The organism is Mycobacterium sp. NTMscope_Eco_3, from assembly GCF_976985685.1.
The window spans coordinates 488927-513208 of record NZ_CDRJYZ010000001.1; the positions used below are offsets into that span (position 1 = coordinate 488927).

26 protein-coding genes and 1 riboswitch are annotated in these 24282 nt (G+C 67.8%); of the genes, 15 read left to right on the forward strand and 11 right to left on the reverse strand.

The window, feature by feature from the left end; all coding sequences use genetic code 11:
• Positions 1–209 precede the first annotated feature (209 nt).
• Both AC0KTM_RS02420 and AC0KTM_RS02425 read left to right on the forward strand, forming a co-directional pair.
• Positions 210–1421, forward strand: coding sequence for an acetyl-CoA C-acetyltransferase (locus tag AC0KTM_RS02420; protein ID WP_238958316.1), 1212 nt, complete (start codon positions 210–212; stop codon positions 1419–1421).
• A gap of 4 nt (positions 1422–1425) precedes the next feature.
• Positions 1426–3570 carry a 3-hydroxyacyl-CoA dehydrogenase NAD-binding domain-containing protein gene (locus tag AC0KTM_RS02425; protein WP_472414880.1) on the forward strand — a complete coding sequence of 715 codons (2145 nt, stop codon included), beginning with the start codon at positions 1426–1428 and terminating at the stop codon, positions 3568–3570.
• A 71-nt stretch (positions 3571–3641) separates the two neighbouring features.
• Here the strand turns inward: AC0KTM_RS02425 and AC0KTM_RS02430 are convergent, their stop codons facing one another.
• Genes AC0KTM_RS02430 through AC0KTM_RS02440 form a run of 3 tightly spaced genes read right to left on the reverse strand, consistent with a single transcriptional unit; the run spans position 3642 to position 6400 of the window.
• Entirely contained in the window at positions 3642–4247 is a 606-nt protein-coding gene (locus tag AC0KTM_RS02430; protein WP_238958314.1) for a class I SAM-dependent methyltransferase, read from the reverse strand.
• Positions 4248–4275: 28 nt separating this feature from the next.
• A complete protein-coding gene (locus AC0KTM_RS02435) occupies positions 4276–5136 on the reverse strand; it encodes an LLM class F420-dependent oxidoreductase (protein ID WP_472414882.1) in 861 nt (286 codons plus the stop codon).
• A 55-nt stretch (positions 5137–5191) separates the two neighbouring features.
• Positions 5192–6400, reverse strand: coding sequence for an FAD-dependent monooxygenase (locus AC0KTM_RS02440; RefSeq protein ID WP_472414884.1), 1209 nt, complete (start codon positions 6398–6400; stop codon positions 5192–5194).
• A 79-nt stretch (positions 6401–6479) separates the two neighbouring features.
• Here AC0KTM_RS02440 and AC0KTM_RS02445 point away from each other — a divergent pair, with 79 nt between their 5' ends.
• The 4 genes from AC0KTM_RS02445 to AC0KTM_RS02460 all read left to right on the forward strand — a co-directional run bounded on the left by AC0KTM_RS02445 (position 6480) and on the right by AC0KTM_RS02460 (position 8947).
• Positions 6480–7016 (forward strand): TetR/AcrR family transcriptional regulator, encoded by a 537-nt coding sequence (locus AC0KTM_RS02445; RefSeq protein WP_238958311.1) that lies wholly within the window; start codon positions 6480–6482, stop codon positions 7014–7016.
• Between the two features lie 27 nt (positions 7017–7043).
• Positions 7044–8033 carry an LLM class F420-dependent oxidoreductase gene (locus AC0KTM_RS02450; RefSeq protein WP_472414886.1) on the forward strand — a complete coding sequence of 330 codons (990 nt, stop codon included), beginning with the start codon at positions 7044–7046 and terminating at the stop codon, positions 8031–8033.
• Positions 8034–8116: 83 nt separating this feature from the next.
• On the forward strand, positions 8117–8458 hold the full coding sequence (locus tag AC0KTM_RS02455) for an ArsR/SmtB family transcription factor (RefSeq protein WP_238958309.1): 342 nt from the start codon (positions 8117–8119) through the stop codon (positions 8456–8458).
• Between the two features lie 3 nt (positions 8459–8461).
• Entirely contained in the window at positions 8462–8947 is a 486-nt protein-coding gene (locus tag AC0KTM_RS02460) for an SRPBCC family protein (RefSeq protein WP_238958308.1), read from the forward strand.
• Between the two features lie 66 nt (positions 8948–9013).
• On the opposite strand, the gene AC0KTM_RS02465 is transcribed toward AC0KTM_RS02460, so the two are convergent.
• Positions 9014–9307 carry a putative quinol monooxygenase gene (locus tag AC0KTM_RS02465; RefSeq protein WP_238958307.1) on the reverse strand — a complete coding sequence of 98 codons (294 nt, stop codon included), beginning with the start codon at positions 9305–9307 and terminating at the stop codon, positions 9014–9016.
• A gap of 143 nt (positions 9308–9450) precedes the next feature.
• Here AC0KTM_RS02465 and AC0KTM_RS02470 point away from each other — a divergent pair, with 143 nt between their 5' ends.
• Together AC0KTM_RS02470 and AC0KTM_RS02475 are read left to right on the forward strand one after the other, a co-directional pair.
• Entirely contained in the window at positions 9451–9864 is a 414-nt protein-coding gene (locus AC0KTM_RS02470) for a Zn-ribbon domain-containing OB-fold protein (protein ID WP_225327444.1), read from the forward strand.
• Positions 9865–9953: 89 nt separating this feature from the next.
• Complete coding sequence (locus AC0KTM_RS02475) at positions 9954–11099, forward strand: thiolase family protein (RefSeq protein ID WP_225327361.1); 1146 nt, start codon at positions 9954–9956, stop codon at positions 11097–11099.
• 61 nt (positions 11100–11160) lie between these two features.
• Here AC0KTM_RS02475 and AC0KTM_RS02480 read toward each other — a convergent pair whose 3' ends face one another.
• Entirely contained in the window at positions 11161–12810 is a 1650-nt protein-coding gene (locus AC0KTM_RS02480) for a DNA repair helicase XPB (RefSeq protein WP_238958306.1), read from the reverse strand.
• Positions 12811–12918: 108 nt separating this feature from the next.
• A complete protein-coding gene (locus AC0KTM_RS02485) occupies positions 12919–15177 on the reverse strand; it encodes a helicase-associated domain-containing protein (protein WP_472414888.1) in 2259 nt (752 codons plus the stop codon).
• Between the two features lie 120 nt (positions 15178–15297).
• On the opposite strand from AC0KTM_RS02485, the gene AC0KTM_RS02490 reads away from it, so the two are divergent.
• Genes AC0KTM_RS02490 through AC0KTM_RS02505 form a run of 4 tightly spaced genes read left to right on the forward strand, consistent with a single transcriptional unit; the run spans position 15298 to position 16939 of the window.
• Positions 15298–15498 (forward strand): hypothetical protein, encoded by a 201-nt coding sequence (locus tag AC0KTM_RS02490; protein WP_225327358.1) that lies wholly within the window; start codon positions 15298–15300, stop codon positions 15496–15498.
• A 9-nt stretch (positions 15499–15507) separates the two neighbouring features.
• Positions 15508–16038, forward strand: coding sequence for a cyclic pyranopterin monophosphate synthase MoaC (gene moaC, locus AC0KTM_RS02495; protein WP_225327357.1), 531 nt, complete (start codon positions 15508–15510; stop codon positions 16036–16038).
• Entirely contained in the window at positions 16035–16517 is a 483-nt protein-coding gene (locus tag AC0KTM_RS02500; RefSeq protein ID WP_225327356.1) for a MogA/MoaB family molybdenum cofactor biosynthesis protein, read from the forward strand. Before moaC ends, AC0KTM_RS02500 begins: the two co-directional genes overlap by 4 nt.
• Positions 16514–16939, forward strand: coding sequence for a molybdenum cofactor biosynthesis protein MoaE (locus AC0KTM_RS02505; protein ID WP_225327355.1), 426 nt, complete (start codon positions 16514–16516; stop codon positions 16937–16939). Before AC0KTM_RS02500 ends, AC0KTM_RS02505 begins: the two co-directional genes overlap by 4 nt.
• Before the next feature lie 96 nt (positions 16940–17035).
• Here AC0KTM_RS02505 and AC0KTM_RS02510 read toward each other — a convergent pair whose 3' ends face one another.
• From AC0KTM_RS02510 to AC0KTM_RS02525, 4 genes are all read right to left on the reverse strand, one after another.
• On the reverse strand, positions 17036–17842 hold the full coding sequence (locus AC0KTM_RS02510; protein ID WP_238958304.1) for a transglycosylase family protein: 807 nt from the start codon (positions 17840–17842) through the stop codon (positions 17036–17038).
• 13 nt (positions 17843–17855) lie between these two features.
• Positions 17856–18041, reverse strand: a riboswitch (cyclic di-AMP (ydaO/yuaA leader).
• 232 nt (positions 18042–18273) lie between these two features.
• Positions 18274–18552, reverse strand: coding sequence for a MoaD/ThiS family protein (locus tag AC0KTM_RS02515; protein ID WP_238958399.1), 279 nt, complete (start codon positions 18550–18552; stop codon positions 18274–18276).
• Between the two features lie 4 nt (positions 18553–18556).
• Positions 18557–19648 (reverse strand): GTP 3',8-cyclase MoaA, encoded by a 1092-nt coding sequence (gene moaA, locus AC0KTM_RS02520; RefSeq protein WP_238958303.1) that lies wholly within the window; start codon positions 19646–19648, stop codon positions 18557–18559.
• Complete coding sequence (locus AC0KTM_RS02525; RefSeq protein WP_238958302.1) at positions 19645–20052, reverse strand: YccF domain-containing protein; 408 nt, start codon at positions 20050–20052, stop codon at positions 19645–19647. Before AC0KTM_RS02525 ends, moaA begins: the two co-directional genes overlap by 4 nt.
• A 165-nt stretch (positions 20053–20217) precedes the next feature.
• On the opposite strand from AC0KTM_RS02525, the gene AC0KTM_RS02530 reads away from it, so the two are divergent.
• From AC0KTM_RS02530 to AC0KTM_RS02540, 3 genes are all read left to right on the forward strand, one after another.
• Complete coding sequence (locus AC0KTM_RS02530) at positions 20218–20625, forward strand: cold-shock protein (RefSeq protein ID WP_238958301.1); 408 nt, start codon at positions 20218–20220, stop codon at positions 20623–20625.
• Between the two features lie 97 nt (positions 20626–20722).
• Positions 20723–22675: an acyl-CoA dehydrogenase family protein gene (locus AC0KTM_RS02535; protein ID WP_225327350.1), complete on the forward strand. Its 1953-nt coding sequence runs from the start codon at positions 20723–20725 to the stop codon at positions 22673–22675.
• 15 nt (positions 22676–22690) lie between these two features.
• A complete protein-coding gene (locus tag AC0KTM_RS02540; RefSeq protein WP_225327349.1) occupies positions 22691–23695 on the forward strand; it encodes a glutathione S-transferase family protein in 1005 nt (334 codons plus the stop codon).
• A 98-nt stretch (positions 23696–23793) separates the two neighbouring features.
• On the opposite strand, the gene AC0KTM_RS02545 is transcribed toward AC0KTM_RS02540, so the two are convergent.
• Positions 23794–24282 carry a DUF2771 domain-containing protein gene (locus AC0KTM_RS02545; RefSeq protein WP_225327442.1) on the reverse strand — a complete coding sequence of 163 codons (489 nt, stop codon included), beginning with the start codon at positions 24280–24282 and terminating at the stop codon, positions 23794–23796.

Below are 24282 nucleotides of genomic sequence, written 5' to 3' on the forward strand. Positions count from 1 at the left end.
CCCGGCGACGATGCGCGCCGCCCCGGGCGTGACTGCAGCGTCACGCTCGCCGCCGAACGTGACTGTCGCGTCACGCTCGGGGGCGAGCAACGCCGTGACCAGGGCCAACCTGCTCAACCAACAGGTTGGCCGGGCCCTGCTGTTAGGGTGGTGCGGGACCTAGTCTTGAAGACGGGATTCGAACCCTATTCGCGAACAAGGAAGTCGTCATGTCCGAAGAAGCTTTCATTTATGAGGCCATCCGCACGCCGCGGGGCAAGCAGAAAAACGGCTCGCTCAACGAGGTGAAGCCGCTCAACCTGGTCGTGGGCCTGGTCGACGAGCTGCGCCGGCGTTACCCCGACCTGGACGAGAACCTGATCAGCGACATGATCCTCGGCGTCGTGTCCCCGGTCGGCGACCAGGGCGGCGACATCGCCCGCACCGCGGTGCTGGCCGCGGGCCTGCCGGAGACCACCGGGGGCGTCCAGCTCAACCGGTTCTGCGCCTCCGGCCTGGAAGCCGTCAACACCGCCGCCCAGAAGGTGCGTTCCGGCTGGGACGACCTGGTGCTGGCCGGCGGCGTCGAGTCGATGAGCCGCGTGCCGATGGGCTCCGACGGCGGCGCGTGGGCGACCGACCCCGAGACCAACTACCGGATCGGCTTCGTGCCGCAGGGCATCGGCGCCGACCTGATCGCCACCATCGAGGGCTTCTCCCGCGACGACGTCGACGCCTACGCGTTGCGCAGCCAACAGAAGGCCGCCGAGGCGTGGTCGGGCGGCTACTTCGCCAAGTCGATCGTGCCGGTGCGCGACCAGAACGGCCTGGTCGTGCTCGACCACGACGAGCACATGCGGCCCGAGACCACCATGGAGGGCCTGGCCAAGCTCAAGACGGCGTTCGACGGCGTCGGCGAGATGGGCGGCTTCGACGACGTCGCGCTGCAGAAGTACCACTGGGTCGAAAAGATCAACCACGTCCACACGGGCGGCAACAGCTCCGGCATCGTCGACGGCGCCGCGCTGGTGCTGGTCGGTTCGGAGGCCGCCGGCAAGTCGCAGGGGCTGACCCCGCGGGCGCGCATCGTCGCGACCGCGACCAGCGGCGCGGACCCGGTCATCATGCTGACCGGCCCGACGCCCGCCACGCAGAAGGTCCTCGACCGGGCCGGGCTGACCGTCGACGACATCGACCTTTTCGAGCTCAACGAGGCGTTCGCGTCGGTGGTGCTGAAGTTCCAGAAGGACCTCAACATTCCCGACGAGAAGCTCAACGTCAACGGCGGCGCCATCGCGATGGGCCACCCGCTGGGCGCCACGGGCGCCATGATCACCGGCACCATGGTCGACGAGCTCGAGCGCCGCAACGCGCGTCGCGCCCTGGTCACACTGTGCATCGGCGGCGGCATGGGTGTCGCCACCATCATCGAGAGGGTTTAAGGCCATGGCAGAGAACACAATTCAGTGGGATAAGGATGCTGACGGCATCGTCACTCTGACGATGGACGACCCCACCGGGTCGGCCAACGTGATGAACGAGCACTACAGCGAGTCCATGCACAACGCCGTCGAACGCCTTGTCGCGGAGAAGGATTCGATCACCGGTGTGGTGATCGCCAGCGCGAAGAAGACGTTCTTCGCCGGGGGTGACCTGAAGGGCATGATCAACCTCGGCCCCGAGAACGCCGGCGAGGCGTTCGACACCGTCGAGTCGGTCAAGCGCGACCTGCGCGCGCTGGAGACCCTGGGCAAGCCGGTGGTGGCCGCCATCAACGGCGCCGCGCTGGGCGGTGGCCTGGAGATCGCGCTCGCCTGTCACCACCGGATCGCCGCCGACGTCAAGGGATTGGTCGTCGGTCTGCCCGAGGTGACGCTGGGCCTGCTGCCGGGCGGCGGCGGGGTGACCCGTACCGTGCGGATGTTCGGCATCCAGAACGCCTTCATGAACATCCTGTCCCAAGGCACCCGCTTCAAGCCGGACAAGGCCAAGGAGATCGGCCTGGTCGACGAGCTCGTCGGCTCCGTCGAGGAACTGGTGCCCGCCGCCAAGGCGTGGATCAAGGCCAACCCCGACTCGCACGAACAGCCTTGGGACAAAAAGGGTTACAAGATGCCCGGCGGCACCCCGGCCAGCCCCGCGCTGGCCGGCATCCTGCCGTCGTTCCCGGCGCTGCTCAAGAAGCAGCTGAAGGGCGCCCCGATGCCGGCGCCGCGGGCCATCCTGGACGCGGCCGTCGAGGGCGCGCAGGTGGACTTCGACACGGCCAGCCGCATCGAAAGCCGTTACTTCACCCAGCTGGTCACCGGCCAGGTCGCCAAGAACATGATCCAGGCGTTCTTCTTCGACCTGCAGCACATCAACGGCGGCGGTTCCCGCCCCGACGGCATCGAGCCGGTCAAGATCAACAAGATCGGCGTGCTGGGTGCGGGCATGATGGGCGCCGGCATCGCGTACGTCTCGGCCAAGGCCGGCTTCGACGTCGTGCTCAAGGATGTCAGCCTCGAAGCCGCGCAGAAGGGCAAGGGTTACTCGGAAAAGCTTGAGGCCAAGGCGCTTCAGCGCGGCAAGACCACCGAGGAGAAGAGCAAGGCGCTGCTGGACCGCATCACGCCGGCCGCCAACCCCGCCGACCTCAAGGGCGTCGACTTCGTGATCGAGGCCGTCTTCGAGAACCAGGAACTCAAGCACAAGGTATTCCAGGAGATCGAGGACATCGTCGAACCCAACGCGCTGCTCGGGTCGAACACCTCCACGCTGCCGATCACCGGTCTGGCGACCGGCGTCAAGCGGCAGGAGGACTTCATCGGGATCCACTTCTTCTCGCCGGTCGACAAGATGCCTCTGGTCGAAATCATCAAGGGCGACAAGACTTCTGACGAGGCGCTGGCCCGCGTGTTCGACTACACACTGGCCATCGGCAAGACCCCGATCGTCGTCAACGACAGCCGCGGCTTCTTCACCAGCCGAGTGATCGGCACGTTCGTCAACGAGGCGCTGGCGATGCTCGGCGAGGGCGTGGCCCCGGCCAGCATCGAGCACGCCGGTTCGCAGGCCGGGTACCCGGCGCCGCCGCTGCAGCTGTCCGACGAACTCAACCTCGAGCTGATGCACAAGATCGCCGTAGCTAGCCGTAAGGCGGTGGAAGATGTGGACGCCGTCTATACGCCGCACCCGGCCGAGGCGGTGGTCGAGAAGATGATCGAGATCGGACGGCCCAGCCGTTTGAAGGGCGCCGGCTTCTACGAGTACGTGGACGGCAAGCGGACCCGCCTGTGGCCCGGTCTGCAGGAGACGTTCAAGTCCGGCAGCGCGGACATTCCGTTGCAGGACATGATCGATCGCATGCTGTTCGCCGAGGCGCTCGAGACGCAGAAGTGCCTGGACGAGGGCGTGCTGACGTCGACCGCCGACGCCAACATCGGCTCCATCATGGGCATCGGCTTCCCGCCGTACACCGGGGGCAGCGCGCAGTTCATCGTCGGCTACTCCGGTGCCGGCGGCACGGGCAAGGACGCCTTCGTGGCGCGCGCCAAGGAACTGGCCGCCAAGTACGGCGACCGCTTCCTGCCGCCCGCGTCGCTGACGTAAGCCCTACCGCGAGCAGACGCGGAATCGCACTGCGCGGGGATTCCGCGTGCGATTCTGCGTCTGCTCGCCGGTCAGGGGCGCCGCTGGAACAGGTAGTAGCGAGCCGGGGTTTTCTCCGCGCGATCCAACTCGCGTTCGGCACCCGCGGACAGCAATGTCCAGCTTTGCGTGAACCGCCGTTCCATCTCGGCGTGATCGACGCCGCGCACCCCGACCCGGCCGCCGGGCACGAACGCGACAATCAACAGCCGGGCACCCGGGGCCGCCACGGCGCTGATCTCCCGCACATAGGCGTCGCGATCCGCGTCGCTCATGTTGTGCAGGCACCCGTTGTCGACGATCAACTCGAAGTTCGCACCGATTCCGGCCTGGCTCAGCTGCGTGACGTCGGCCTGGACGAAGTCCACCGCCGCGCCGGCCGCGCCGGCCTTGGCCCGCGCCCGTTCGAGGGGTTTGGCCACGAAGTCGACCGCGGTGACTTTCCAGCCGTGTTGGGCGAGGTAGATCGAACAGTCCCCGGTACCGCATCCGAGTTCAAGGGCGGACCCGGCGGGAAGCGCGGCGGCGTCGCGGGTTCCCTCGACCAGGTCCCGGACGCTTTGGGCGAGCGGATGACCGTCCCACGGGGTGAAACCGATGCGATAGAAGATCCGAAACAGCGTCTGCTTGGAAGCCATAGCTCACCCTAAGCGTGCCGGTCACCTTTCATCGGGTGGCGGCGGCGATCCGGCGCCATTCCTCCCGCGGGAAGGCCCTCGGGTCGGCCCGCAGCACCTGCACGCAGACGTGATCGGCGCCGGCGGAACGATGCTCGGCGACCCTGCGCATGATGGCGTCTTCGTCACCCCAGGCGATGATCGCGTTGAAGAGCCGGTCACTCACCTGCGCCACATCATCTTCGGAGAAGCCGCTGCGCAGCAGGTTGTTGGCGTAGTTGGGCAACGCCAAATAGGACCGCAGCCACTCAATTCCGATCTGGCGCGCCTCGTCGGGGCTGTCGGTCAGGATCACCGTCTGCTCCGGCAGCAGCAGCGGACCCTGCCCCAAAGCCGAACGCGCAGAAGCGGTGTGGTCGGCAGTGACGAGGTAAGGATGGGCGCCCGCGGCGCGGCTCGCGGACAGCTTCAGCATCTTCGGTCCGAGCGCGGCAAGAACCCGGCGCTCGGTGGGAACGGGCCGCGGCGCGGCATCCAACCCGTCCAGGAAGGTCGCCGTCGCCGCCAGCGGTTTGCGGTAGCGCCCGGGCTGGCCGGCATCGATCAGCGGTGCGTGGCTGACGCCGATTCCCAGCAGGAAGCGGTCCCCGTGCTCGGCGGTCAGCGTCGCATAGGACTCGGCGACGTCGCCGGGCGCGTGCATCCACAAATTCAGGATGCCGGTCGCGATCACGGTCCGTTTGGTCGCGGCGAGCAGATGACCCACCGAGTCGAACACCGGGCCGCCGACGTCGGGTATCCACAGCGCAGGGAAGCCGAGTTCATCGAGTTCGGCTGCCGCGTCGGCGGATTCGGCCGGGTCGCCGTAGCGCAGCTGACTGCTCCAGATCCCAACACCGGTCAGTTCCATCTGAGGCCTTCCCTTCTTGGCATGCGCTTCGGTCCGCGTCCTACCGGACATGCTGTCAGACGTCGCATCCGGCGTAGTCGGGGACCGGCATCGAATCGTGCATGCGGACGCCCTTGGTGTTCATCTTGGCCAGCGACCGGGACAGCGACCCGGGCATCGCCGAGATCAGTTGGGCTCCACGGGTTAACGCCCAGACTCCAGCGCGGGAACCGGGGATGATGCCCTTGGCGGCGCCGCGGGCGAAGGACCGGCTTCGATGCACCGGTTCGCGCATCTGCAGTTCGTAGGCGGCGAAGGCGCGCAGGTGGTCGCCGTCGGCCCGGGCGAGCTCTCCGGCCAGCACGTAGGCGCCGAGGACGGCGAGGCTGGTGCTGCCGCCCACCGCCGGCCCGGGGCAGTATCCGGCGTCGCCGACCAGGGTGACGCGGCGGCGCGACCACCTGTCCGTGCGCAGCTGGGTGATGGAGTCGAAGTAGAAGGTGGGCGTGCGCTCGATTTCGGCCAGCCAGCCGTCCACCTGGTCATGCATTCCGGCGAACGCGTCACGCAGTAAGTCCTTCTGCCGCAACACATCGCGGTGGTCGTAGTCCAAACCCTCCTTATTGCGAAACAGGAACACCACCCGCGCGTCGTCCAAGTGGTCCGCGGTGTAGATCCCGGCGAAGCGGCCGACGCCGACGTGGCCGACCATCTCGCCGGGCTCGACCAGCGTTTTGGGCGCCGACAACACCGACAGGTATCCGCCGAGGAAGCGCGTCAGGCCGGCCTCCTCGCCGAAGGTGAGGCGCCGAACGTTGGAATGCAGGCCGTCGGCGCCGACGATGACGTCGAAGCCGCGCGCCGGGGAGCGCTCGAACGTCACGGTGCCGTCGTGCTCGATCGCGGTGATCGAATCGCCGAACAGGTACTCGACGTCGTCGCGGGCGGCGTCGTAGTAAATCTCGCTGAGGTCGTCGCGCATGATTTCCACGTGCCGGTCGGAGCTGGCGGCGTAGATCTTGGTGAGGTCGATCTCGGTGGCCCGCGGCCGGCCTTCCCGGTACAACGCCATCCGGTTCGTTCCGGTGGCCAACGACTCGATGCGCGGCAGGACGCCCATCTTCGCCGAGATCTCCATCGCGGGACGGAACAAGTCGACGGCGTGGCCGCCGGTTTTGCGCAGTGCCGGGGCGCGTTCGACGACGGTGACGTCGAAGCCGTAACGGGACAGCCAGTACGCCAGGACCGGGCCGGCGACGCTGGCGCCGGAAATGAGTATCCGCACGATCCACCTCCCGACTTACTTAACGTTCGGTAAGCATAACATCTGACTTACCGATCGGTAAGTCAGATAAGCTCTGGGGGTGAGCAGGCCCCGGTCGGACACGCGCGAGCGGATTCAGGAGGCCGCTCGCGAGCTGTTTCTGCAGCGGGGCGTGCAGCGCACCAGCCTGCAGGACATCGCCAACCAGTTGGGCATCACCAAACCCGCGCTGTACTACCACTTTCCGTCACGCGAGGACCTGGTGCGCAGCATCCTGGTGCCGCTGATCGACGAGGGCGAGCGATTCGTCGCCGACCACGAGGGCCGCGGCGCCGTCGATGCGCGCGAGTTGTTGAAAGGCTATTTTGATTTTCACTACCGGCACCGCCGGGATCTGGTGCTGTTGCTGACCGAGTTGTCGACGCTTATCGATTTGGACCTCATCGACACCGTGCTCGCGTGGCGCGAGCGGTTGGCGCGGCTGGTGTTCGGCGAGACGCCGACGCTCGCGCAGTCCACCCGCGCGGTCGTCGCGTTCGGCGGGTTGCAGGACTGCTGCGTGCAGTTTCCCGACGCGCCCCACGGGGAGTTGCGGGAGAAGTCCGTGGCGGCCGCACTTGACGCGCTGCGTGGCTGAGATCTGGCCGGGCTAAGGTCCGTTGGTATGCGCTTCGGTCTCTTCATTCCGCAAGGCTGGCGAATGGATCTGGTCGGCATCGAACCCGAGAAACACTGGGCGGTGATGCGCGACCTGGCCGATTACGCGGATCGGGGGAGTTGGGACTCGCTGTGGGTCTACGACCATTTCCACACCGTGCCGGTGCCCACCGGGGAAGCCACCCACGAAGCGTGGTCGCTCATGGCCGCGTACGCGGCCACCACGTCTCGGATCAAGCTCGGCCAGATGTGCACGGCGATGAGCTACCGCAACCCGGTGTACCTCGCCAAGGTGGCGGCGACGGCCGACATCATCTCCGGTGGCCGGATTCAGATGGGCATCGGTGGCGGCTGGTACGAACACGAATGGCGCGCTTACGGTTACGGATTCCCGTCGGCGGGCGTGCGGTTGGGCCGGTTGGACGAGGGCGTCCAGATCATGCGCGACGCCTGGCGTGACGGCAAGGTCAGCTTCGACGGCAAGCACTACCAGGTGGACGGCGCGGTCGTCTCGCCTAAGCCCTTGCAAGACAACGGAATTCCGCTTTGGATCGCCGGCGGTGGCGAGAAGGTGACCTTGCGTATCGCCGCACGGTACGCGCAGTACACCAACTTCACGCCCGAGCCGGAGACGTTCGCCCACAAGTCGCAGGTGCTGGCCGAGCACTGCCGCGACATGGGCACCGACTTCGACGCCATCGTGCGTTCGGCCAATGTCAACGCCGTCGTCGGCACATCGGAGGCCGACGTCAAAGACCGGCTGCAACGGGTCCGCGACCGCATGGTCGGTTACGTCGGCGAGGGCGCCGCGGATGCGATGATCGCCGGCACCAGCGGGCCGGATTCGGCAACGGGCACACCGGAACAGGTCATCGAGCGCCTGACGAAGCTCCGCGACCTCGGTTGCGAGTACGCGATCTGCTATTTCCCCGAGGCTGCCTACGACCGCTCGGGCATCGAGCTGTTCGAACGAGAGATCATTCCCGCGCTGAGCTAGTTGCGGCGCCGGCCGGTGGGCCGGGTGAGCTCGCCCGGGCGCGGGGTTGACAATCTACAACCGTTTGGTTGTACATTTGCTTCATGTCCGACGACGACGCAGACCGGGTGGACGCCTTGTTCCACGCGCTTGCCGACCGGACCCGGCGCGACATCATGCGCCGGACCCTGGCCGGGGAACACTCGGTGTCGAAGCTCGCACTGAAGTACGACATGAGCTTCGCGGCCGTGCAGAAGCACGTCGTCGTGCTCGAGAAAGCCGGCTTGATCACCAAACGACGGAGCGGTCGCGAGCAGCTGGCCACGGGTGACGTGGCGGCGGTGCGGTCGGTGGCGTCGATGCTGGCTGAGTTGGAACAGGTTTGGCGCGACCGCATCGCGCGCATCGACGAACTCATTTCATCGGACTCGACCAAGGAGGACTGAACCGTGCCCGTGACCGACGTCCAGCAGGACCTCGACAACCTGACCCTGACCATCACCGCCCACTTCGCCGCGCCGGTGGAGCGAATCTGGCAGGTCTACGCCGACCCGCGTCAGCTCGAGAAGGTGTGGGGCCCGCCCACCTACCCGGCGACTGTGGTCGACCACGACCTCAGGCCCGGAGGCCGCACCACGTACTTCATGACCGGCCCGGACGGCGACCGGCATGCCGGATACTGGGAGATCACCGCCGTCGACGAGCCGACGAGCTTCTCCTTCGTCGACGGCTTCGCCGACCTGGACTTCAACCCCGACCCGGGGCTGCCGGTCGCCACGAACGTCTACACCTTCACCGAGCACGAAGGCGGCACTCGCGCGATCTACGTCAGCACTTTCGCCTCCGCCGAGGCGCTTCAGCAGGTGTTGGACATGGGCGTGGTCGAGGGCACCTCATCGGCAATCAGCCAGATCGACGACCTGGTTGCCTGCTGAATTCGCGCCGACGCCCGAACGCTAGCGGTAGCGCAGCCCTGTCAGCATCAGTGCGGCGCCGCGAGGTCAGACGTCGGTCGTGACGTATCTCGTCTTGACCGGGGGCGCGGCCAGCAACGGAGGCAGCTGGGTCAGCTTTCCTTCGCCGGCGCGAAACGCGCGGTACGCCTCGTCGTGCTCGACCGCCTCCCAGATCTCATAGATGAGCCAGTGCGCTTCGTCGTCCTCGTCGACGAGCACGTCGGTGCGAACGTTGCCGTCGAATGCCCGGGTGTCTTGCAGCGCCCGGCCCATCAGCTCGCGCCCCGCGGCGACCTCGTCGGGCTTGAACCTGAGCTCGAGTATCACGGTGACCGTCATGGCGCCAACATATCTCCCCCGCGCTGCCGCCGATGTTCAGCCGTTGTGCGGCGACGAGAATGTGGTTTCCACTTTTCGGAAAGCTGTTATACGGTTCAGTGAGTTCTGTTGGCGGAATGTCGACGATCCTGGAGGATCCCCCGATGCAGAAGGCGCTAGCCCCCGAGATCTCTACCTGGCCCGATGAGAGCCCGCAGCTGATCGGCAGCCGATGCGGCAGCTGCGAGGCCACCACCTTCCCCGTGCAGCAGTGGTGCCCGCGTTGCAGCGGCGGCGAGATGTCCGACGTGTTGTTACCGCGCCGCGGGACGCTGGTGGCGTGGACGACGCAGGGCTTCCCCCCGGGAGCCCCCTACATCGGCCCGGCCGGAAAGGACTTCGTCCCGTTCGGAGTGGGTTTGGTCCAGCTCGGTGACGTCATCCGCGTCGAAGGGCGGTTGACCGAGAACGACCCGGCCAAGCTGCAGTTCGGCCAGGAAGTCGAACTCACCATGGTGCCCCTGGCCACCGACGACGAGGGCGCCGAAATCATGACCTTCGCGTTCCAGCCGGTCTAGCGGCGGGCCGCTGCCAGTTATCCGTGGCGATCGCGAGCGCGGCGGCGCCGGGCGAAGCGGGTCGCGACAAGTTATCCAGGAGGATTGAGATGACCAACGACGTCGCCATCATCGGCGTGGGCCTCCACCCGTTCGGCCGGTTCGAGAAGACCGCGATGCAGATGGGCGCCGAAGCCGTCCAGCTGGCGCTCAAAGACGCCGGAGTGGACTGGAAAGACATCCAGTTCGGATTCGGTGGCAGCTATGAGGTCTCCAACCCCGACGCCGTGACCCGCCTGGTCGGGCTGACCGGCATCACCTTCACCAACGTGTTCAACGCCTGCGCCACCGCGGCCAGCGCCATCCAGCAGACCGCCGACACCATCCGGCTGGGCAAGTACGACATCGGAATTGCCATCGGCCTCGACAAACACCCGCGCGGGGCGTTCACCGACGACCCCGCCAAGCTGGCGCTGCCGCAGTGGTACGCCAACAACGGGCAGTTCGTCACCACCAAGTTCTTCGGCATGAAGGCCAACAAGTACATCCACGACCACCACATCTCCCAGGAGACGTTGGCGCGGGTGGCCAACAAGAACTTCCGCAATGGTGCGCTGAACCCGAATGCCTTCCGGCGCAAGGAGATTTCCGTCGAGGAGATCCTCGCCTCGCCCGCGCTGAACTACCCGCTGACCCAGTACATGTTCTGCGCGCCCGACGAGGGGGCCGCGGCGGTCATCATGTGTCGCGCCGACATGGCCGAGAAGTTCACCGACAAGCCGGTCTATGTGCGCGCCTGCGAAATTCGGACGCGACGGTTCGGCGCCTACGAGGTGCACGCCACGTCGGCGCCCCTGGACGAGGACGCATCGCCGACGGTGTACGCGGCCAAGGCCGCCTACGAGGCGGCCGGCATCGGACCCGAGGACGTCGACGTCGCGCAGCTGCAGGACACCGACGCCGGCGCCGAGGTGATCCACATGGCCGAGACCGGCCTGTGCGCGGACGGCGAACAGGAGAAGCTACTGGCCGACGGCGCCACCGAGATCCACGGCTCAATACCCGTCAACACCGACGGCGGGCTGATCGCCAACGGCGAGCCGATCGGCGCGTCGGGGCTGCGGCAGATGCACGAACTGGTGCGCCAACTGCGCGGCGAGGCCGGGGAACGTCAGGTGCCCGGCGATCCCCGCGTCGGCCTGGCGCAGGTGTACGGGGCGCCCGGCACCGCGTCGGCGACCATCCTGTCTCGGTAGCGCCAGCAGACACAAAAGCCCCCGAAACAATGGAGTTTCGGGGGCTTTTGCGTTCCCTAGTCTAGATGGCCGGGCCCAGGAGGTCGTCGGCGTCGCGGATGATGTAGCCGTAACCCTGCTCGGCCAGGAAGCGCTGCCGGTGCGCGGCATACTCGGCGTCCAGGCTGTCGCGCGCCACCACGGAATAGAAGATGGCGCCGCCGCCGTCGGCCTTGGGCCGCAGTAACCGGCCCAGCCGCTGCGCCTCTTCCTGGCGCGAGCCGAACGTTCCCGAAACCTGCACGGCCACCGCGGCTTCCGGCAAATCGATGGAGAAGTTGGCGACCTTGGACACCACCAGCGTGTTCACCTCGCCGCGGCGGAAGCCGTCGAACAGCTCTTCGCGTTCCTTGGTCCGCGTCGAGCCCTGGATCACCGGGGCGCCCAGCTCGGCGCCCAGCTCGTCGAGCTGATCGAGATACGCGCCGATCACCAAGGTCTGCTCGCCCGGATGCTTCGCCAGAATCGTTTTGACCACAGCGATTTTGGTGTGCACCGTCGAGCAGAGCTTGTAACGCTCTTCGGGTTCGGCGGTGGCGTACATCATCCGCTCGTTGTCGGTCATGGTGACCCGCACCTCGACGCACTCCGCCGGCGCGATCCACCCCTGCGCCTCGATGTCCTTCCATGGCGCGTCATAACGTTTGGGGCCGATCAGGGAGAACACGTCGCCCTCGCGGCCGTCCTCGCGCACCAGCGTGGCGGTCAGGCCGAGGCGCCGCTTGGACTGCAAGTCGGCGGTCATCCGAAACACCGGCGCCGGCAACAAGTGGACCTCGTCGTAGATGATCAGTCCCCAGTCGCGGCTGTCGAAGAGTTCGAGGTGCCGGTACTCGCCCTTGGTGCGGCGAGTGATCATCTGGTACGTCGAGATGGTGACGGGCCGAATCTCCTTGCGCTCACCGGAATATTCGCCGATCTCCTCCTCGGTGAGCGAGGTGCGGGCGATCAGCTCGCGCTTCCACTGTCGCGCCGCGACGATGTTGGTGACCAAAATCAGCGTTGTCGCACCGGCTTTCGCCATCGCGGCGGCCCCCACCAGCGTCTTACCGGCGCCGCAGGGAAGCACCACGACACCGGAGCCACCGGACCAGAACGAGTCGGTGGCCATCTGCTGGTAGTCGCGCAGGTGCCAGCCGTCCTGGGCCAGGCTGATCGGATGCGCCTCTCCGTCGACGTAGCCCGCGAGATCCTCTGCGGGCCAACCGATCTTGAGCAGCATCTGCTTGACCCGGCCGCGTTCGCTGGGGTGGACGATGACGGTGTCGTCGTCGATCCGGGCGCCGAGCATCGGCGCGATCTTCCTGTTGCGCAGCACCTCCTCGAGCACCGCGCGGTCCAGGCTCACCAGGGTGAGACCGTGCGCCGGGCTTTTCACCAGCTGCAAGCGGCCGTAACGGGCCATGGTGTCGACGATGTCGACGAGCAGCGGCTGCGGCACCGCGTAGCGGGAGAAGGAGACCAGCGCGTCGACGACCTGTTCGGCGTCGTGGCCGGCGGCGCGGGCGTTCCACAGCGCCAGCGGCGTGATGCGGTAGGTGTGCACGTGCTCGGGTGCGCGTTCCAGCTCGGCGAACGGCGCGATGGCGGCCCGCGCCGCGCCGGCCTGCTCGTGGTCCACTTCGAGCAGCACCGTCTTGTCGGACTGCACGATCAACGGTCCGTCAGTCATTTAGGCGCCACTTCTCCTCATCGCTTCGCTCTGCATCGTCGTCGGCGCGCATCTAGGCGCCACTTCTCCTCATCGCTTCGCTCTGCATCGTGCCCGGCATGCCATTCATTATCGGCCGGGGGCCGACACCACCGACGTGATGCGGTGGATGGCGAAGTCGCGCAGCCTCCCCGAAGCCGAATCAAAGGCCACCAGCTGACCGCCCCGGACGGTGATCGGCGACACGACGCGCTGGGTCGCCACGCCGGCCGCGTCTAGATAACCGATCACCAGGGTGCCTTGTTCCCTGGCGGCGCGCTGCAACAGGGTCATGGTGGCCGCCGGGTCGACGCGGATGTTGCCGAACGGTGCGGCGGTGACCTTGCGCAGCACCGCGACGACCGCCTGCAGGCTTTCGCTGTTGGGACGCCGCACGGGGCGATACGGGCGGCGTTGCTGCGGCGTGGCCACCCGGGCGCCGCGGGGCCGGACGTCGACGATGGCGCCCGTAGAGTCTTCGGCCGCCGGGGCGAAGCCGGCCGCTCGCAGCGCGGCGAGCACCTCGCCGATCGGCGCCGGCGACACCGCCACCGTGGGGGCCAGGGCGCGCAGCTGCACGTCTTCGGTCGCGGGAGCGGCCACGGCCTGGGCAAGCAGCGCCGGATCCTCGCAACGCACGAACGACGCGGCCATGCCGATCCGCAGCTGCCCGTGCCTGCGCGCGACGTCGTCGATGAGGTAGGTAAGCCCTTGGGGCACTGGTGTTTTGGAGTGTTTGGCGAACAGGGCGTGCATCCAGTCGCGGGTCTTGCCGACGTCGAGCGCATGCCGGATCGACTGTTCGCTGACGCGGTACACCATTGCCGTCCCGGCCGATTCGACGGTGGCCACCGTGGCGAGTTGCTCGGCCAGGTCGCGCTGCAGCGGGCCGGGCACGACAACGGTCAGGTCCGCCTGCACCAGGAAGTGATCGACCGGTTTGGGTAGCGCCCGGGCCATCGCGTCGATCGCGGCCTGCGGATCGGCGTCCACGTCCAGCAGCGCCCGGCCGGGCGTGCTGATCGCCCCGCGCCCCACCAGGCCCATGGCATGGCATTCGGTGAGCAGATCCCCGACGGGCCCCGGCTGTAACCGCTTGGCCCAGCGCGGCCGCCGCCAGATCAGCGCGGCCGATGCTTCCGCCGCGTTGACACCGGCGCCGGGCGGGAGCTCAGACAACATACCGAGCAACAGTCGGCGATCCAGCGGTGCGGCCGTGGAATACAGGGCATCGGTAAGAGCCCCATAGGGTTTGGCGTCGGGGCTGCGCGTACCGATCAGCGTCGGGCGGCTGGGAAGGTCGAGCCAACTGCCGGCCAGCAGCTGCCAGCGCTCGGCGGTGGACAGCGCGGCGAACCGGTCGGTGGCGACCGTCGGCGCCCAGTACGGTGCCTCACCGACGGTGGGTTCGGGGTCAGGCATGCCGCTGGCGATCAATCCGGCGGCCGCGGCGACTTCCAGGATCAACCCCAGCCGCGGCTCGTCGATGCCGGTCACCTTGCTCAGCCGCTTGACGTCCCGGATTCCCAGGCCCCCGCTGCGCAGCTCGGAAACCGGTGCGGCGGAAAGTGTTTCGAGTAGGACGTCGAGTTCGCGCAGCAGGTCGATGGCCGCTCCGGCGGCGGTCGCGTCGGCATCGTCGGCCGTGGCGGTCGACACAACCGGGTCGGGCGCGGTCAGCTGCATGGGACCGGGCTGCTCGCCGCGCAGCACCTGTCCCACGTAGCGGGGCAGGATCACGGTCTCGGCGTCGATGCGCCGCAACAGACCCATCGCCAGCAGCTGGGGCACCGGGCGGTCCGCCGGTGCGCCGGGCGCGGCGTCACGGGTGCGGCCCATCGGCGAACCTTCGAGGAGTTTCTCCAGCACCTCGAGCTGCGCCTGGTTGAGGTCGTCGATCAGGCCGGCGATCTGCTCGGCGCCGCGCGAGGTGTCCTCGAGAATGACCTGCCCCGGATGCCACGGCATTCCGGTCCCGGCGTCCGGGGCGACCCGCAGCGCGGTCTCGCCCCAGACCAGGACGCGTTGCCGGAGGTCGTCGACCGCGTCGAGGACGTCGCCTTCGGGGGCGCGGTCCCCGATGAGCGCCAGCAGCTTCGCGGTCGGCACCGGTTCCGCGTCGGCCTGCAGCACCAGCAGCGCGTCGAGCACCGCCAGCCGCAGGAAGTCGAGGTCGTCGGTGGCAGCCTTGATCGACTGGCGGGCCTGAGCTCGGGCCGCCAGCGCGGCGATGCTGCCGGGCGGGGGCTGGGCGAGGTCCGGCCGTAATTCCAGCAGTCGGATCAGGCGCTCGTCGGGCAACTCGGCCAGCCACGACCCCAGCGGGATATCCGGGGTGTTGTCGGTCATCGCTGACCAGCGTAAAGCAGGTGGCCGGTACCCAGCAGACAGCAAAGCGGCGGGCGCCCGGCGACTCGAACCTACGGTCTTGCGCCACGCGCGTCGGGGCCACCTGTCAGAATGGACCTCGTGGCTGACACTGCTGAGGGCAAAGCTCGCAAATCCAAGTATGTCGACAACGGCTGGCCGACGACGGACCCCGACGACCACGCGGTCAGTGAACTCGTGACCGACCGGACCGGTGCGCTGTCGCCCTTCGGCGAGCTGACGTTCCCGCTGCCCTCCACCGAGCTGCCCTACCTGCACCCGGTCACCGTCGTCAATCGGTAGGTCTCCCACATGGCTAGGGCCTCTGAGGCCTCGAAAGCCTCGACGACCTGGGCGTCGGGAGAATCCCACCCGGGTGCGCTGTCACACGTGGACGACCAGGGGGCGGCGCACATGGTCGACGTCAGCGAGAAGGTAGCCACCAAGCGGACCGCCGTCGCCGCGGGCGCCCTGCGCACGTCGGCCCACGTAGTCGCCCTGATCTCGACCGGGGGCCTGCCCAAGGGCGACGCGCTGGCCACCGCCCGGGTGGCGGGTATCCAGGCGGCAAAGCGCACCAGCGATCTCATCCCGCTCTGCCATCAGCTCGCGCTGACCGGGGTCGACATCGACTTCGACGTCGCGGAGTCGGACATCGAGATCACCGCGACGGTGCGCAGCACCGATCGCACGGGGGTGGAGATGGAAGCGCTGACCGCCGTCGGCGTCGCGGCCCTGACGCTCTACGACATGATCAAAGCGGTCGACCCGGCCGCGCGGATCGATGACATTCGAGTCCTGCGCAAGGAAGGCGGCAAAACCGGAATGTGGACGCGGTCATGAGCACCCGATCGGCCCGCGTCATCATCGCCTCGACCCGGGCGTCGGCCGGACAGTACGAAGACCGATGCGGGCCGATCATCACCGAATGGCTGACGCAGCGGGGCTTTTCGCCCGGGGAGCCGGAGGTGGTCGCCGATGGCCCACCGGTCGGTGATGCGCTGCGCAAGGCGATCGATGACGACGTCGACGTCATCCTCACCTCCGGCGGCACCGGCATCTCACCCAGCGACAGCACGCCGGACCAGACTGTGGCCGTCATCGACTACCTCATTCCCGGACTGGCGGAGGCAATCCGCCAGTCGGGCCTTCCGAAGGTGCCGACGTCGGTATTGTCCCGCAGCGTGTGCGGGGTGGCCGGGCGGACCCTGATCGTCAACCTGCCGGGTTCCCCGGGTGGGGTGCGCGACGGGCTCGGGGTGCTGGCCGACGTGCTCGACCACGCGCTCGATCAACTCGCCGGTAAAGACCACCAGCGATGACGTTGGTCGTGCGCGCAGCCATGACCGAGCACCCGATTTTTCTGGCTGAGCATGAGGAACTGGTCGGCCACCAGTCGGCCGGGGCCATCGTCGGGTTCGTCGGCATGATCCGCGACCACGACGTCGGGCGCCGGGTGGTGCGGCTGGAGTACTCGGCGCACCCGTCGGCCGCGCAGGTCATGGCCGACGTGGTGGCCGATGTGGCGGCGCAGTCCGGCGGCGTGCGCGCCGTCGCCGCCAGCCACCGAATCGGTGTGCTGCACATCGGAGAGGCGGCATTGGTGGCGGCGGTCGCCGCCGATCACCGGCAGGCGGCATTCACCACCTGCGCGCAGCTGGTCGACACCATCAAGGCGCGGCTACCGGTGTGGAAGCACCAATTCTTCGCCGACGGCACCGAGGAGTGGGTGGGTTCGGCCTGACGCCGTGGCGATCTCAGCCCCCCGCAGCCGCGCCATGCCCGACACGCCCCGAACAGGAGGGTTTTCGGGGCGTGCGGGGAATCTGGCGGTAGAGCCTCAGGCGTTGGGCGACGGCTGCGCCAGGGCGTCCAGCGCGTCGTTCCCCTGAACGTCCTGTGCCCGAATCGCTTCCCACAGCTGCTGGGTGTAGCTGGCGTCGGACGCGAGCTCCGGCATGCCGGCCGGGACGAATCCGCGGAAGTCCGCGTCCGCGACGGGCGCGTCCGCCAGAGGTGCGGGCGGCGTCGCTTCGGCCGGGGGCGCGGGGGGCAGATCGGCCGGCGGTGCGGCGTCCGCGGGCGCAGCGGGGGGCAGCTCGGCCGGAGGCGCCGGCAAATCTGCCGGGGGAGCGTCCGGTGCCGGACGGTCGAAGGAGGCCAGCTGCACCGGAGCGGGCGGCGGGGCGTCTTGCGGGGGAGCGTCAGGCGCCGGTGCACCGTTGATGCCGGGCGCGTCCAGCGGGGCGTCCAGGCCGGCTGGGGCGGGTGCCTCGCGCGGGCTGGGAGCCGACAGCGGGCCGCCGCAGACGGGCCATGCGCCGCGACCCTGGGTTGCCAGCACCCGCTCGGCGACGGCGATCTGCTGTTCCTTGGTGGCAAGCTCGGCCGACGGGGCGTATTGGCCGCCGCCGTGTGCCGACCACGTGCTGGCGCTGAATTGCACCCCGCCGTGGTAGCCGTTGCCGGTGTTGATGGCCCAGTTGCCGCCGGACTCGCAACGGGCTACCTGGTCCCATTCGCCGTCGGTGGCCGCGGCCGCCTGGCCGGCTAGGGCGATGCTGCCGCCACCAAGCACTGCGCCCGTAAAGGCGATCTTGGCGACATTGACACTGGATGCGGTGGGCTTACGGTGACGTCCGCTCATGCGCGCCGATATATTCCTCTCTCGTCACGCGCCTGCGAGGTCAGCTGTCGGGTTCGGGTTGGAGAGGCCACCCGGCCGACGTGGTCGTCGAAACGACGACGCCGACTTCACCCCTAGGAGCCGCGAGCGGCCCCAGTCCGATCACGGTGGACCGGTGGGTCCCCCGTCTCCATCCATGAGTTGGTTGCCCCCGCCTATTGGATGGAGCTCGGCGCGATAGGGAGGGGAGGTCCGCCAATCGGGATAGCTGGCGAGCCTTCGGAGACCGTAACGGTTTCTGTTGGTCGCGTCACGTGTCGCGACACCTGGCGTTTCGCTCTCGGCCATCTGCGAAAACCGCAGCAACACACGGTATTTGCGCAGGTCATTACACGCGAGATTGGACCGTGATCGCGCCGTTATCGTTCCGTTATGTGAGATGTTTCACAGTTTCAGCCGCCGGAAAAGGGCGGCAAGACATCGATCGTGTCACCGGATCGCAACGTTGTGGTCTCGTCGCGCACGGCGACCCCGTCGCACAGGTAGGAGCATCGGCTCAACACGGTGGCGAGGCTCGATCCGCGCGTGGCCAGCCGCTCGACCAGCTCGCCAAGCGTGGTGCCGGGGCGCACCACCAGCGTCTCCGCCTCGACGCCCGCGGCCGCGTGGGCGGCCGCGAAGTAGCGCACCGTCACTCCGATACCGGTTTCCTGGACGGGGGGCTGCCCCATGGGGCTAGCCACCGATCGCGCTCATCGGTCGGTCGGGCTGGATGAAGTTCGGGTCGTTGATGCCGTGGCCCGCGGGCTTGCCCCACATCGCGGTGCGCCACGCCGCCTCGATCGCCTCGTCGGGCGCGCCGTTGCGCAACAGGCCCCGAAGGTCCGTCTCTTCCTTCGCGAATAGGCAGCTGCGGATCTGCCCGTCGGCCGTCAACCGGGTGCGGTCACACGTCGAGCAAAACGCGTGCGAGACCGATGCGATGACACCCACCTTGCCGCCCGGCGTGCCGGGGCCCTCGTCGACCAGCCAGAGCTCGGCGGGAGCGGACCCGCGCGGCGCCGGGTCGGGCCGCAGCCGGAAATGCGGGCGCAGCGCGGCCAGCACGTCGTCGGCGCTCAACGCCGCCTCGCGGCGCCATTGGTGCCCGGCGTCCAGGGGCATCTGCTCGATGACGCGCAACTGGTAGCCGTGCTCGAGGCAGAACCGCAACAGCTCCACCACGTCCTCGCGACCGGTCGCGGGGTCGAGCACGGCGTTCACCTTCACCGGCGCCAGGCCGGCCTCGTGGGCAGCAGCCAGCCCTTCCAGCACGTCGTCGAGGCGATCGCGGCGGGTAATGGCCGCGAAATGCTGCCGATCCACGGTGTCCAGCGACACGTTGACGCGGTCCAGCCCCGCCCGGGCGAGCCCGGCGGCCCGCCGCGCCAGCCCGACGCCGTTGGTGGTCAGGGAGATCTCGGGGCGCGGCCGCAACGCGGCCGCCGCGGCGATCACCTCTTCGAGGTGGCGCGCCAGCAGCGGCTCACCGCCGGTGAACCGCACGTTGGTGACCCCCAACCGGGTGACCGCGATGTCCATCAGCCGGGCCAACTCGCCGGCCGTCAGCAGTTGCTCGCCCGGCAGCCAGTCCAGGCCCTCGGCGGGCATGCAGTAGGTGCACCGCAGATTGCAGCGATCGGTCAGCGAGATCCGCAGATCCGTGGCGACCCGCCCGTAGGTGTCCACCAACGGGCCCGCGGACGGTGCTTCGGCGACGACACGGTCACCGGCCGGGCCGTCAGGGCGGCTCCGCACCGTCGGGAAACCCAACGCCGTCAGGGTCATGCGGCCACCGGCGCCGCGTAGTGAACCGGCGAGTCGAGGGGAACGATCTCCTTGCCCAGCGGCATCAGCGACACCGGAATCAGTTTGAGATTGGCCAGCGCCAGCGGAATGCCGACGATCGTCAGCGCCATCGTCACCGCGCTGACTAGATGACCGACCGCCAGCCACAGCCCGAACAGCACCACCCAGATGATGTTTCCGATCAGCGCGCCGGACCCGGAGGTCGGCTTGGCGACGATCGTGCGGCCGAACGGCCACAGCGCGTAAGAGGCGATGCGCAGCGACGCGAAGCCGAACGGGATGGTGATGATCAGCAGAAAGCTGATGAGCGCCGCAACGAGATATCCGGCGGCCAACCACAGGCCACCGAACAGAAGCCAGATGATGTTCAGGATCAGGCGCATATCTCCTCCGCGGGTAATACCAAGCGTACCGAGTGACGAATAACGGGGGTGCTCGTTAGGCACGCATCCGAGTAGGATCAGACTCTTAATACGGCGTCCTGCGCAGGCGGGACGCTTATTGTGTTGCCTATTTCTATTGATCCGTTAGACAAGCAGGTGAGACCAGTGCCGACCGGCAAGGTTAAGTGGTACGACGCTGACAAGGGCTTCGGCTTCCTGTCACAAGAGGGCGGCGAAGACGTCTACGTCCGCTCGTCGGCGCTGCCCGCCGGGGTCGAGGGGCTCAAGGCCGGCCAGCGGGTGGAATTCGGTATCGCCTCCGGACGCCGCGGGCCGCAAGCGTTGAGCCTCAAGCTGATTGAGCCGCCGCCCAGCCTGACCAAGGCGCGGCGCGAGGCGCCTGCCGAACACAAGCACAACCCCGACGAACTGCACGGCATGGTCGAGGACATGATCACGTTGCTGGAAAGCACCGTGCAGCCCGAGCTGCGCAAGGGCCGCTACCCCGACCGCAAGACGGCGCGCCGGGTCTCCGAGGTGGTCAAGGCCGTGGCACGGGAGCTCGACTCCTAACGCGCCCGACTCAGCCAATTTGCCGGCGACGGCTCGGTGACGAGCCGCAGATGGGGTACTCCACACCCCATGACGGTCGTCTAGCAAGGAGGCTGCGATGGCACAGCAAGCGCAGGTCACCGAGGAACAGGCGAGAGCGCTCGCCGAGGAGTCTCGCGAAACCGGTTGGGATAAACCGTCCTTCGCAAAGGAATTGTTTCTCGGTCGTTTTCCGCTGGAGCTGATACACCCGTTCCCCACGCCCACGGAAGCCGACGAGACCCGCACCCGGGCGTTTCTCGACAGCGTGCGCGAGTTTCTGGAGACCGTCGACGGCAGCGTCATCGAACGCGATGCGCAAATTCCCGACGAGTACGTGAAGGGACTGGCCGACCTGGGCTGCTTCGGGATGAAGATTCCCGCCGAATACGGCGGCCTGGGCATGTCGCAAGTCGCCTACAACCGGGCGCTGATGATGGTGACGAGCGTTCACCCCAGTCTCGGCGCACTGCTGTCGGCGCATCAGTCCATCGGGGTGCCCGAGCCGCTCAAACTCGCCGGGACCCCCGAGCAGAAACAGAAGTTCTTGCCGCGCTGCGCCGCCGGGGCCATATCGGCGTTTTTGCTCACCGAACCCGACGTCGGCTCCGATCCCGCCCGATTGGCGTCGACGGCGACCCCCATCGAGGACGGCCAGGCCTACGAACTCGACGGCGTGAAGTTGTGGACTACCAACGGTGTGGTCGCCGAGCTGCTGGTGATCATGGCCCGGGTGCCCCGCAGCGAAGGGCACCGCGGCGGCATCAGCGCCTTCGTCGTCGAGGCCGATTCACCCGGGATCACCGTGGAGCGGCGCAACAAATTCATGGGCCTGCGCGGCATCGAGAACGGCGTCACCAGGCTGCACCGCGTTCGGGTCCCGCGCGAAAACCTGATCGGCTCCGAAGGAGACGGTTTGAAGATCGCGTTGACCACGCTCAACGCCGGACGGTTGTCGATCCCCGCCAGCGCGACGGGCTCATCGAAGTGGGCGTTGAAGATCGCGCGCGAATGGTCCGGTGAGCGTGTCCAGTGGGGCAAGCCGCTGGCCGAGCACGAAGCGGTGGCCCGCAAGCTCTCGTTCATCGCCGCCACCAATTACGCGCTGGACGCCGTGCTCGAGCTGTCCGCGCAGATGGCCGACGAAGGGCGCAACGACATCCGGATCGAGGCGGCGTTGGCCAAGTTGTGGTCCAGCGAGATGGCCTGTGTGATCGCCGACGAGGTCATGCAGATCCGCGGTGGACGGGGCTATGAGACCGCGGAGTCGCTGGCCGCGCGGGGCGAACGCGCCGTGCCCGTCGAACAGGCGGTGCGGGACCTGCGGATCAATCGCATCTTCGAGGGGTCCAGCGAGATCATGAGGCTGCTTATCGCGCGCGAGGCGGTCGACGCGCACCTCGCCGCGGCCGGCGACCTCGCCAAGCCCGACACCGGCCTGCGGCAGAAGGCCGCCGCGGCGGTTGGTGCGAGCGGATTCTACGCAAAGTGGTTGCCGCAGCTGGTTTTCGGTGAAGGTCAGCGACCGCGGGCCTACCACGAGTTCGGCCCGCTGGCGGCACACCTCCGGTTCATCGAACGCTCCAGCCGCAAGCTCGCCCGGAACACGTTCTACGGCATGGCGCGCTGGCAGGCCAAGCTGGAGCAGCGGCAGGGATTCCTCGGCCGCGTCGTCGACATCGGCGCCGAGTTGTTCGCGATGTCCGCGGCTTGCGTGCACGCGGAGTCGCAACGTGCCGCCGATCCGGTGGTGGGCCAGCAGGCCTACGAGCTGGCCGAAACATTCTGCGCCCAAGCGACGCTGCGGGTGGAGACGCTGTTTCATGCGTTGTGGGACAACACCGACGGCAGCGATGTGCAGCTGACTCGCAACCTGCTGCAGGGCCGGTACAGCTGGCTGGAGGCCGGGATCATCGATCAGTCCGAGGGCACCGGGCCGTGGATCGCCCACTGGGAAGAGGGTGCGTCGACTGAGAACAACCTGGCCCGGCGATTCTTGTCCAGCGACCGCTCGGCAACGAGCCCGCGTTGAGCCACGATGGAAGACATGGCTTCCTACATCGCGCAAGCAGGCGAGTTCAACCGCGACACCGACTACATCACCACCCGCATCACCGCCGCCGGGCGCGACGGCTACCCGGTCGAGCCCGGCCGGTACCGGCTCGTCGTCGCCCGCGCGTGCCCGTGGGCCAACCGCGCCATCATCGTCCGCCGGTTGCTGGGCCTCGAAAGCGTGCTCTCCATTGGCTTTTGCGGCCCCACCCACGACGAGCGCAGTTGGACGTTCGATCTCGATCCCGGCGGTGTGGATCCGGTGCTGAAGATCCCGCGGTTGCAAGACGCCTACTTCAAGCGGTTCCCCGACTACCCGAAGGGGATCACGGTCCCGGCGATCGTCGACGTACCGACCGGCGCGGTGGTCACCAACGACTTCGCGCAGATGACGTTGGATCTGTCGACGGAGTGGTCGGCGTACCACCGCGACGGAGCGCCCGAGCTCTACCCCGAGCGGCTGCGCGCCGAAATCGATGAGGTCAACAAGAGGGTCTACACCGAAATCAACAACGGCGTGTACCGGTGCGGCTTCGCCGGCGCGCAGGAGGCTTACGAAGCCGCCTACGATCGGCTGTTCGCCGCGTTGGATTGGGTGAGCGATCGGCTGACCAACCAGCGTTACCTGGTGGGCGACACCATCACCGAGGCCGACGTGCGGTTGTTCACCACCTTGGCCCGCTTCGACCCGGTGTATCACGGGCACTTCAAGTGCAATCGCAGCAAACTGAGCGAAATGCCGGTGCTGTGGGCTTACGCGCGCGACCTGTTCCAGACGCCGGGCTTCGGGGACACCATCGACTTCGTCCAGATCAAGCAGCACTACTACATCGTCCACGCCGACATCAACCCCACCCGCATCGTGCCCAAGGGCCCCGACCTGTCCGGGTGGTTATCCCCGCACGGACGAGAGAGTTTGGGCGGCAAGCCTTTCGGGGGCGGGACGCCCCCGGGCCCGCCGGTCGAAGGGGAGCGGGTGCCCGCCGGCCACGGGGCGTAGCGTTCGCGGGGCTTGAAATTTTCTCGCCGAACGTCGACTTGTTGCGCGAAATCGCCTGGGGTTGTGCGACAACACCTCCACGTTGGGCGCGCTAGGGCTCAGAACGTCAGGCGCACAGACCATTCCGCATGCGGGACATCGCGGAGTTCGCCCGCCGGGTCCACCGCCAACGTCAGCAACTGCACGACGATCCCGGCCAGCCGACCGCGATGCGGGTCGACCGGGGGAATAGTCACGGCGAGCCGGGTGCCCGGCCGAAAGATGGTGCTGGTGCTGTTCGTTGGATCCTCATATACCTGCACCAGGCGCCAGGGCGCCCGGTAGATGGCATCGGGCACCGAGAGCTGAATCGGATAGCGCTCGCTGACGTGGAGCTCACCCTGGGTCTGCGGCGTGTCACAGTCTTCGAGGTTGAGCACGTTGCAGTAGAGGTAGGGCCCCACCCGGGCCAGGTGACCATGCGAATACGCGCTGATCTCGGGGCGTTGCGGACCGGAGCGCCCTACCAGTAGCCACGTGCCGACTCCGACACCCACACAGAGCAGAGCCATCAGGCAGGCCAGCAGCACGGCCACGCCGCGGTTGAT